The organism is Noviherbaspirillum sp., from assembly GCF_036563305.1.
Lineage (GTDB): Bacteria > Pseudomonadota > Gammaproteobacteria > Burkholderiales > Burkholderiaceae_D > Noviherbaspirillum.
This window is the reverse complement of sequence record NZ_DATCMQ010000005.1, coordinates 42,016-51,479: the sequence shown is the minus strand read 5'-3', so window position 1 is coordinate 51,479 and position 9,464 is coordinate 42,016. Positions and strand designations below refer to the sequence as shown.

The following is a 9,464-nucleotide window of genomic DNA, read 5'->3' as shown; positions in this document are numbered from 1 at the left end:
AAAGTGAAGCCCACCCGAATAGCCGCCCTGATCGCGACCACCTTTGCGGTCTCTGCCTGCGCCGTCAGGCCGGTCGCGATCAGCGACGACGATCATCACCTGCGCGCGCAGCAGGACCAGCGCCGCCTGTACGACGAACAGGAAGCCGTCGCCGCACCGATGTCGCTGGCCGACGCCGTCGCCCGCGCGCTGAAGTACAACATGGACTACCGCACGCGGCTGATGGAGGAAGCATCGGCCATGGGCCAGACGGAGCTGGCCAGCTTCGACATGCTGCCGCGCCTGACCGCCGCCGCCGGCTATTCCTGGCGCAACAACGAGGCGTTCGGCTTCGGCTTCACACCGGCCGGCACCATCTCCACCACGCCCTCCGCCGCGGTGGAGCGCACCCATCACACCAACAACCTGACCTTCGCCTGGAATGTGCTGGATTTCGGCCTGTCCTACGTGCGGGCCAGGCAGCTGGCCGACCAGTCGCTGATCGCGGAGGAGCGCCGCCGCAAGGCGCAGCAGAACCTGCTGCTGGACGTACGCAGTGCATGGTGGCGCGCGGAGGCGGCGCAGCGCCTGCTGCCGGAGATCGACACGCTGCTGGCCGAGGTCGACCAGGCCGCATCGCGCGCCCGCCTGATCGAGACCCGCAAGCTGCTGCCGCCGCTGCAGATCGTCGCCTATCGCCGTTCGCTGCTCGACCTGACCCAGCAGATCGCGCTGCGCCGGCAGGAGCTGGAACAGGCGAAGCTCGACCTGGCGCAGCTGGTCAACCTGCGCCCCGGCCAGGAGCTGAAGCTGACGCCGGCGGAAACCGAGGATTTCGTCGCGCCCGATCTCGCTTCCCAGGTGGACAAGCTGGAAGCGCTGGCGCTGGACAACCGCCCGGAGCTGCGCGAGGAAGCCTATCGCGCGCGCATCACCGACCTGGAAGGCAAGAAGCAGCTGCTGGCGCTGCTCCCTTCCATCGGCCTGGACGCCGGCACCAACTACGATTCCAACCGCTACCTGCTCAACAACCGCTGGGCCTCGGCCGGGTTGAACGTCTCGTTCAACCTGATCAAGGCGTTCTCGCTGCCCGCCGTACGCCGGAGCAACGAGGCTGCCGCCCGCGTCGACGAGACCCGGCGCCTGGCGGCCACCGCCGCGGTACTGGCCCAGACCCGCCTGGCCGCCGTGCGCTACACGCTGCTCAGCGAGGAGCTGGGCATCTGGAACGACGCGGTGCAGGACGATACCCGCATCGTCGGCTACCTGAATGCATCCAAGGACGTCGGCCTCGAGACCGAGCTCGAACTGATCCGCGCCAAGGCGCGCCGCATGATCTCGCGCGTCAACCGCGAACTGGTGCACGCGTCGCTGCAGGGCGCAATGGGCCGCATCTACACCTCGGTCGGCCTGGACGCGCTGCCCCTGGAAATCGAAAGCCATTCGGCTGCCGCGCTGTCGACCGCGCTCGCCGAACGGCTCGAGAAATGGGAAGGCAGCACCTTCGTCGCCCGGGCTGCGCCGGTGGCGCGCCCTGTAGCCGTACCTGACGTGGCCGGCCTGCCGCCGGAAGCGGCGCAGGCCTTTACCGGCGCGATGCAGCGCATCCTGCGCCTGTCGAAAATCGCAGTGAGCGAGGCGAATGCACCGGCGCCGTACCGGGTCGAGACCCGCGTCACCCTGATGCCGCCGAATACCTCCGGCCAGCAGGCCAGGGTGAAGGTACGCCTGCTCGGCGAAGGCGGCGCGGTACTGTCGGAAAGCGAGCAGTCCAGCATGCTGGTGACGCCGATCGGCCCGGACCAGTGGCGCGCGCTGGGCGAAGGCGCCGGCTACCGGATGGTGACGCCGCTGCGCGCGGAATACGCGGCAAGGCGCACGGCGCCGGATGCCACCGCAGCTGCGGCAAGCGACGCCAGCCCGGCGAGCCAGGCCGCCGCAACCGCTTCGGCGCAGCGTCCGGCCGCGACCACGGCCGTCCTGTCCGCCGCCGCGCTGCTCGACAACTCCGAACAGGTCAAGCTGCAGCTCGACGGCACGATCAAGGCTGCCAACACTTCCAAGAATTGAACCTCCATCACTGACATGAACAAGAACCGACTCTATTCCGCCCTGGCCCTCCTGTGCGCCGTACCGGCCCTGCATGCGCAACCGCAGGACGGACCGCCTGCCGCACCGTCGCTGTCCGCACCGGCTGCCTCAAGCGCCGCTGCGCTGCCCCAGGAGGCCGCCAAGGAGCTGTCGGCGCTGATCAGCGCCGACAGCGAAGCCACGCTGTCGGCACAGATGCCGGGCAAGATCCGCCGCGTGCACTATGCGATCGGCCAGAACTTCGGCGCCGGCGCCACCCTGGTCGAATTCGACTGCGCCGAGGCGCAGGCACGCCTGGAGGCGCAGCAGGCCGAGTACCTCGGCGCCCGCGAAACCCATCTCGCCAAGCTCAAGCTGCAAGGTCTGGGCGCCGCCGGCGAACTCGAAGTGACGCTGGCCGCGGCCGCCACCGAGAAGGCCAAGAGCATGATCCGCCAGCAGGAAGCGCAGATCGCATACTGCCGCATCAAGGCGCCCTATGCCGGGCGCGTGGTACGGCTCAAGGCCCGCGAGGCAGAGAACGTCAACATCAACCAGCCAGTGATGGAGATCGTCGCGCAGGCCAAGCGCAAGGCCGTCGTGCATGTCCCGTCCTCCTGGTCCGCACGCCTGAAGCCCGGCCAGCCGTTCAAGATCCGGGTCAACGACACCGGCAAGGAATACCCGGTCAAGCTGGCGCGCCTGAATGGCCGCGTCGACGGCGTGTCGCAGTCGCTGGAAATCGAAGCGCAGTTCACCGGCAAGACCGACGACCTGCTCCCGGGCATGATCGGCCAGGCCGTTTTCCCCGACAGCGTGACCAAGGGGAACTAGGAAATCGCCGAGCCGCAGCCGATGACAGCACCAAGCCCCGCCGGCCTGCTCTCCTTCGAGGGCAGGCTGCGCTCCGCGCGCACCGCGCATGAAGCCGACTTCCTGGCGGCGAATGAGCCGCACACCCTGTTCGGCCACGAACAGACCTTGCTGTGGAAGCCCGGCCCTTCCGGCAAGCCACTGCTGGCCGCCGCATCGGGTCTCGCCGAGATCGAACCGAAGTCGCCGTTCGGCCTCTGGTTCTCGCGCGCGGTCAGCCTGCTGGCGGGCGACGGCGCGGTGCGGCGCGTCGCGACGACCGATTTTCCGGCGGAACTCGACGACGGCGCCGAATGGATGCCTGCAGCCCTGATGCTGGTACCGCTTTCCGGACCCGACGGCAAGGCCGTCGGCGGCCTCTGGATGACCGCCGACCGCCCGTGGACGGACGAGGACGTGGAGCTGGCGAGGTGGGCGGGGCAAGTCGTCGGCCATGCACTATGGGCATGGGAACGCAAACGCCTCGCCGCGATCCTGCCGAACGCGTGGCGCCGCCTGCCGAAGCGGCGCCGGCGCCTGGCCCTGCTGGCCCTTCCCTTGCTGGCCGTGGTGCCGATCCGGCTGTCGGTGCTGGCGCCGGCGGAAGTGGTGCCGGCGCATCCGGTCTCGGTCACCGCGCCGGCCGACGGCGTCGTCGCCCAGGTCCTGGTGGCGCCGAACCAGCGCGTCGCCGCCGGCACGCTGCTGCTGGAAATGGATGACACCGCGACCCGCAATCGCCTGCTGGTCGCCACCAAGGCGCTCGACACCGCCCGCGCCGACCTTGCCCGCGCATCCAGCAAGTCGTTCTCCGACGATGCGTCCAAGGCGGAGCTGCAGCTGCTGGACGCCCGGGTACGCGAGCGTGCCGCCGACGTGGCCTACCTGAACGAGCTCCTCGGCCGGCTGAAGCCTGTCGCGCCCGCCGCCGCCACCGCGCTGTTCGCCGATGCGGACGAATGGCGCGGACGCCCGGTGCAGACCGGCGAGCGGATCATGACGCTGGCCGATCCCTCGCAGGCCGCGCTCGCCGTCTATGTCGCGCCCGACGACGCCATCGCACTCGACATCGGTGCCGACGTGCGCGCCTACCTTAACGTGTCGCCGCTCGATTCCTATGCCGCTTCCATCACCCAGGCGTCCTACGAAGCCGGCACCAGCCCGGAAGGCACGCCGGCCTACGTGGTCAAGGCCGCCTTCGCCGACGGCGAGGACACGCCGCGGCTGGGCCTCAAGGGCACGGCCAAGGTCTACGGCGGCTGGACGGTGCTCGGCTACTATGTGATGCGCAAGCCCTTGCGCGCACTGCGGCGCGCGCTCGGCGTGTAGTTTTCCCGGCGGCGGGCGGATGCGGCCCTCATTTGCATCCTTCCGCCCGCCCCTGGCAGCCGGCCCGTCCCTCGCGCTGCAGCGTCCCCCGCATCAGCCACACCCTGCTGCGTTCTTCCGTGGCCAGGCTGCTGTTGACAATGGCGATGCCGCCGTCCCGCGTTACCGCCAGCTTGTCCATCAGCAGCCCCTGCTGGCCCCCATTGACGCCGCCGCCGGGATCACGGCTGGCAGGCACCGGCAGTGCCTCGCTGAAGCGCTCGCCGCCGTCGAGCGAGACCGACAGCGCGAGGCCGCGCGACCGCTTGCGCGGATCGTCGAACATCTCGTGGATGACCACCAGGCGTCCTTGTCCATCGATCTCCAGCGACGGATAGGCGGCGCTGCGGGAGCCGGAAGGCAGCGCCGCCGAGATCGGGCGCGGCGTGCCGAAGCGGCTGCCGTCGGGCGATCGCGCATGGAAAATGCGCGCCTCGGCGAATGGCCCTCCGTTGCTCTGCGCGAACACAAGGTGGATGCTGCCGTCCGGCGCCGTCGCAAGCCGCGGCGCATCCGCGTAGCCCTTGCCCTGGCCGATCAGCCGAGGCTCGCCGAAGCGGCGACCGCCGTCGGTCGAGGCGGCGAGATGGATGTCGGCATCGTCGTCCTCGCCGGTGGTCCAGGCAAGGTAGAGCGTGCCGTCCTTGCCGAGACCGAGCGCCGGCGCGCGCGCCGGCTTGGCGCCGCGACCGCCGGCCACCAGGCGCGGCGCATCGAAACTCCTGCCGCCATCCGTCGAGCGGCTGATCCACAGCGGTCCCTCGTATTCGGTCCAGGCCGCGTAGAGGACATTGTCCGGCGCCGCGAGCAGGTCGAAACTGCCGTTATGCCAGGTCTTGCTGTCGATGCGGCCCTTGCCGTCGCCGCCGACCGAGCGCGACAGGTTGAGTGGCGCAGAAAAGCGCGCGCCCCCGTCGTCCGAACGGGCGAACAGGATGTCGCCGCCGTGCGAGCCGCCGGAGAAGATGATTTCCTGCCACAGCAGGTAAACCTGCGCGGGTGCCTCGGCGTCCTGGGCGATGCGAGGCAACCAGGAAAAGCTGTCGGGATTGCGCGAGACATTCACCGCCGTATCGAAACGCCGGCTGCCGTCCTCCGCGATGCGCTGGAAGTACACGTCCTTGCTTCCCTGGTCGACCCAGGCGAGCAGCGCGTCGCCGCGCGGATCGAGCAGGACGGCCGGGTCATCGACGTAGTCGTAGCGCGAGTCGTTCTGTTCCCAGGGTCCCTTCTCGCCGCGGCCGACGGCAATGTCGACCGGCGGCTGCCAGGAAACCCCGCCCGTTTGCTGCGCAAAGCCTGCACCCGCCGCCCCGCCGAGCAGCAGCGCACAGGCGAGGATCGAAGCGGTAGGCGTGGGCATGTCCAGTCCGGTGCGAACGCCAGATGCCGTCCGCACGTCCGCCCCGGTCAGTGCAGCTGGTGCTTCAGGGACGAGATCATGTCATGCGCCCTCGCCACCGCATCCTGCAAGGTCGGGTCGACCAGGCGCGCATCGTTACACACCTGCATCATCCGGTCGCCGACCTCCTCCAGCCGGTCCACGCACGCCTTCACCCTGTCTTCCGCGGTCTCGACGTCGACCATGCGCCTTGCCTCGTCCGACTCCCGCTCCAGCTCGCCGATCGCGCTGCGCAATTCATCCGGCGCGTTGGGACTGAGCAGGCAGGTACGCGCCACCTGGTCCACGGTCTGTTCGATCGCCTTCAGTCGATCCTTGATGAGGCCAATCTGCATCTTCGCTCCTTTTCGCTGTCATCAAACCCGGTCCGCCTGCCCAAACGGATTGCCTCGTCGGTCAGTGCGGACGCATGCCGCTGCTGTGGTGTTGCGACGTGGATTCGGAAACACCCGCAAGGGCGGCGCCCGTCGAATCGATGTCGGCGCTGTGGCTGACGTCGCCCAGCGAAAGAATGCCGACCAGCCGCTTGTCGCGGCTGACCACCGGCAGGCGGCGCACCTGCAGCTCGCCCATGTTGGCGGCGACCTCGTCGAGGTCGTCATCCTCGAAACAGTATTTCACGTCGGTACTCATCACGTCGCGGACGCGCGTCGTGCCGCCCATTTCCCTGGCCAGCGCACGCACCACGATATCCCGGTCCGTGATCATGCCTACCAGCCTGTCGTTCTCCCCGACCGGCAACACACCGCAATCGCAGTCCGCCATCAGCCGCGCCGCATCGACGATGGTTTCGTCGGGGCCGATCACCTGCACGTCTCTCGTCATCGCATCGCTTGCTCGCATGATCCATCTCCTTCGGCCTGTGTATCCGTCCCGCATCCTGCTCCCTGCTGCGCTGGGACGACGGGCGCGAACAGGAGATGCTTGGACGCGGATGCCTGCTTCGGGTTTCGTGCCGCCCGCGGCATTTCGGCTTCCGTTGCCATCGGTATCGGCCGGACAAGAGCAGGATTGATCTGGAGATTTGCACGGCGGCAGGCGGCCGGCCGGTTCATGACGCAGGCATCATCCGATGTGCATGCAAACGATGCGCAACAGGACGCACACCGCGCATTACGCCCAACGCGCCGAGGCATGCAGCACGGGGCGACAGCACGGGACATGCCACATGCAGCGCCACGCGCGCCGTGGATGCAGCGTGCATGCAATGCCGCATTTCCCGGCGGGGCGGCAGGCGGCCGCGCCCGCGGTGTCGTTCAGGAGCCGGGGTCCTCGTTCGGCCCGGAGAGCTTGTCCAGCAGCAGCGAGAGTTGTTCGCTCATGGTCCCGAGGCTGACGGTCAGGCGGGCAAGCTGCCCTTCCAGCCGCTCGACCCGCTGCTCCAGCGACAGTGGCGCCTGCTCCTGTTCGGCTTCGTCTTCATCCGCACCGGAGGTGACGGTCGAGCGCCCGTCCTCCTTGCGCTGCTGCAGGATGCGCTCCAGTATCTTGAGCGCCGTTTCATAGTCGCCGCCGGTCTGGCTGAGCAGATAGCTGCAATGGGCGAGCGGCTCGCCGGTGAGCTGGTGCAGCCGGAAAGCCATTTGTGCGTTTTGTTCCTGCATGGTCGCCTCGATTGGTAATGCGGGCACTATACCGTCACTTGCCCTGTCCGTCCGACGATCGCCGGCGTTTCCTGAAGGGGCTGTCGTGTCATGCCGATCGCGGGGCGCCGGCACGTCAAGCGCTGCCGCATCCTGCGCGGCCTTCATGGTCTTCGATGCCTTCAGGGCCGGCGGGCGGGCAAGAGACGGTCAGCCGCGCCGGGCTGCCTCGATCGTCGCGATGTCGATTTTCCCCATCTGCATCATCGCTTCATAAGCGCGCTTGGCTGCCGCACGATCGGGATCGGCGATCGCCGCGGTGAGGGCGCGCGGCGTGATCTGCCAGGACAGGCCCCACTTGTCCTTGCACCAGCCGCATGCACTTTCCTGCCCACCGTTGTTGACGATCGCGTTCCACAGGCGGTCGGTTTCAGCCTGGTCGTCTGTCGCTATCTGGAAGGAGAAGGCTTCGCTGTGCCTGAATGCCGGGCCGCCGTTCAGGCCGATGCACGGAATGCCGGCGACAGTGAACTCGACCACCAGGACGTCGCCCTCCTTGCCCGACGGGTAGTCGCCGGGCGCAGTGTGGATCGCGCCTACCGCACTGTCGGGAAACGTCTCGGCGTAGAACTTCGCTGCTTCTTCTGCATTGCCGTCGAACCAAAGACAAACCGTGTTCTTGCTGACCATTTCGCCCTCCTGTGGATGATGGGAAGTACTGCGTGCAGATCGTGAAGACAGCCTGATTGCGCTGGCAACCGGCCTTGCGTATGGTAGCGCACCTCCGCGCCCGCCCTCGCCAGCGATCGAACACGAAGGAATGATGCAGGTGAGACTCTCGACGCCTTGGCAGTCATGGCGGCGCGCGCACCGGCCCGGCGTTGAACGTGCGGATCCGGAAATGGCAAGGGCCGGCGTGATTGCCGGCCCCTTTTCCTGCCTTGCGTGCCATCGCATGTCGCAGGGACGTGCCGGCAAGGAGGACAGGAGCGACGCGTAGCCCCTTCCCACCCCTCCGGTCGACCCGCGCCTGTTTATTCCGCGTAAATGCCGGCCTTCCTGATGATCGGGCCCCACTTGTCGATCTCGGCTTTGAGGTGGGCGCGCAGCGCATCCGGCGTTGCCCGATTCTCGGCGACCGGATCCGTGCTGAGTTCCGCCAGCCGCTGCTTGACCGTGGGATCCTTCACCGCGAACTGCAATGCACCGCTCAACTTGTTCACCACGGCGGCCGGCGTCCCCTTCGGCGCGTACAGGCCATGCCAGACCGAAAGCTCGAATCCCGGCAGGCCCGCACTTGCCAGCGGAGGAAGATCGGGCAGGCTGGCGACCGGCGTCTTGTACGTCACCGCATAGGCCTTGACCTTTCCGCTCTTGATGTGGCCGAGCGTATTGGTCGCCTGGTCGCACATCAGATCGACCTGGCCGCCCAGCAAGTCATTCATGGCCGGTCCGGTACCCTTGTACGGCACCGTGGTCAGCTCGGTGCCGATGGCACTCATGAAAAGCATGCCGCACAGGTGCGAGGCCGCCCCGATGCCCGCGTTCGCCAGGGTCGTCTTCTCCTTGTTTGCCTTCAGGTAGGACAACAACTCATTGACGTCCTTCGCCGGAAAATCCTTGCGCGCAACGAGCGTCGACGTCGCATCGGTCGCCAGACCGATCGGCTCGAAACTGTCGATGCTGCTGTAGTTGAGCTTGCGATACAGGCTTGGCGCGGTGGCATGTCCGACGTGGTGGATGAAGATCGTGTAGCCATCCGGATTGGACCGGGCGACGCGTGCCGCGGCAATCGTACCGCCGGCGCCGCCGACGTTCTCGACGATGACCTGTTGCTTCAGGTTGTTGCCCATGGCCTGCGCCAGCAGGCGCGCGATGGTGTCGGTGGGTCCGCCGGCCGCAAATGGCACGATCAGCGTGATCGTCTTGTCCGGGAAGTCCGCCGCATACGATGCCGGGCTTGCCGCCAGGGCCAGCCAGACGAGGGATCCTGCGCGCTTGATCTTCATGCCTATGTCTCCTTGATGAGTTTCCCGGCCCGATGCCGGGAAGGTTGCGGAAAGAGCCGATCGTCCTCGGTCGCCTTCACCGGTCTTCCTGCCGGTTCGCAGCTGCTTGATCCCATTGTTCCGGCCCCGGCACGTCTTGAAGCAATCGCCATTGCCGCTTATCCGGGCGTGATTCGGATACGGCATCCTGCCCGTCGTGCC

At 67.7% G+C, this 9,464-nt stretch carries 9 protein-coding genes; 3 read left to right on the top strand and 6 right to left on the bottom strand.

The features are described 5' to 3' along the window. Positions 1-3: 3 nt before the first annotated feature. From VIM12_RS03050 to VIM12_RS03040, 3 genes are read left to right on the top strand one after another with little or no spacing between them, the layout of a single operon-like run. Positions 4-2,049 (top strand): TolC family protein, encoded by a 2,046-nt coding sequence (locus VIM12_RS03050; RefSeq protein WP_331940141.1) that lies wholly within the window; start codon positions 4-6, stop codon positions 2,047-2,049. A 15-nt stretch (positions 2,050-2,064) separates the two neighbouring features. Next, positions 2,065-2,883, top strand: coding sequence for an efflux RND transporter periplasmic adaptor subunit (locus tag VIM12_RS03045; RefSeq protein ID WP_331940140.1), 819 nt, complete (start codon positions 2,065-2,067; stop codon positions 2,881-2,883). 21 nt (positions 2,884-2,904) lie between these two features. Continuing rightward, positions 2,905-4,230 (top strand): HlyD family efflux transporter periplasmic adaptor subunit, encoded by a 1,326-nt coding sequence (locus VIM12_RS03040; protein WP_331940139.1) that lies wholly within the window; start codon positions 2,905-2,907, stop codon positions 4,228-4,230. A 28-nt stretch (positions 4,231-4,258) separates the two neighbouring features. On the opposite strand, the gene VIM12_RS03035 is transcribed toward VIM12_RS03040, so the two are convergent. From VIM12_RS03035 to VIM12_RS03010, 6 genes are all read right to left on the bottom strand, one after another. Then, positions 4,259-5,632, bottom strand: a complete 1,374-nt coding sequence (locus VIM12_RS03035) for a sialidase family protein (protein WP_331940138.1) — start codon at positions 5,630-5,632, stop codon at positions 4,259-4,261. Positions 5,633-5,679: 47 nt separating this feature from the next. Then, positions 5,680-6,006: a hypothetical protein gene (locus VIM12_RS03030; RefSeq protein ID WP_331940137.1), complete on the bottom strand. Its 327-nt coding sequence runs from the start codon at positions 6,004-6,006 to the stop codon at positions 5,680-5,682. A 61-nt stretch (positions 6,007-6,067) separates the two neighbouring features. Further along, on the bottom strand, positions 6,068-6,514 hold the full coding sequence (locus VIM12_RS03025) for a CBS domain-containing protein (RefSeq protein WP_331940136.1): 447 nt from the start codon (positions 6,512-6,514) through the stop codon (positions 6,068-6,070). 413 nt (positions 6,515-6,927) lie between these two features. Next, entirely contained in the window at positions 6,928-7,275 is a 348-nt protein-coding gene (locus tag VIM12_RS03020; RefSeq protein ID WP_331940135.1) for a hypothetical protein, read from the bottom strand. A 189-nt stretch (positions 7,276-7,464) separates the two neighbouring features. Continuing rightward, positions 7,465-7,944: a VOC family protein gene (locus VIM12_RS03015; protein WP_331940134.1), complete on the bottom strand. Its 480-nt coding sequence runs from the start codon at positions 7,942-7,944 to the stop codon at positions 7,465-7,467. Between the two features lie 344 nt (positions 7,945-8,288). After that, positions 8,289-9,263: a tripartite tricarboxylate transporter substrate-binding protein gene (locus VIM12_RS03010; protein WP_331940133.1), complete on the bottom strand. Its 975-nt coding sequence runs from the start codon at positions 9,261-9,263 to the stop codon at positions 8,289-8,291. Positions 9,264-9,464: the final 201 nt, after the last annotated feature.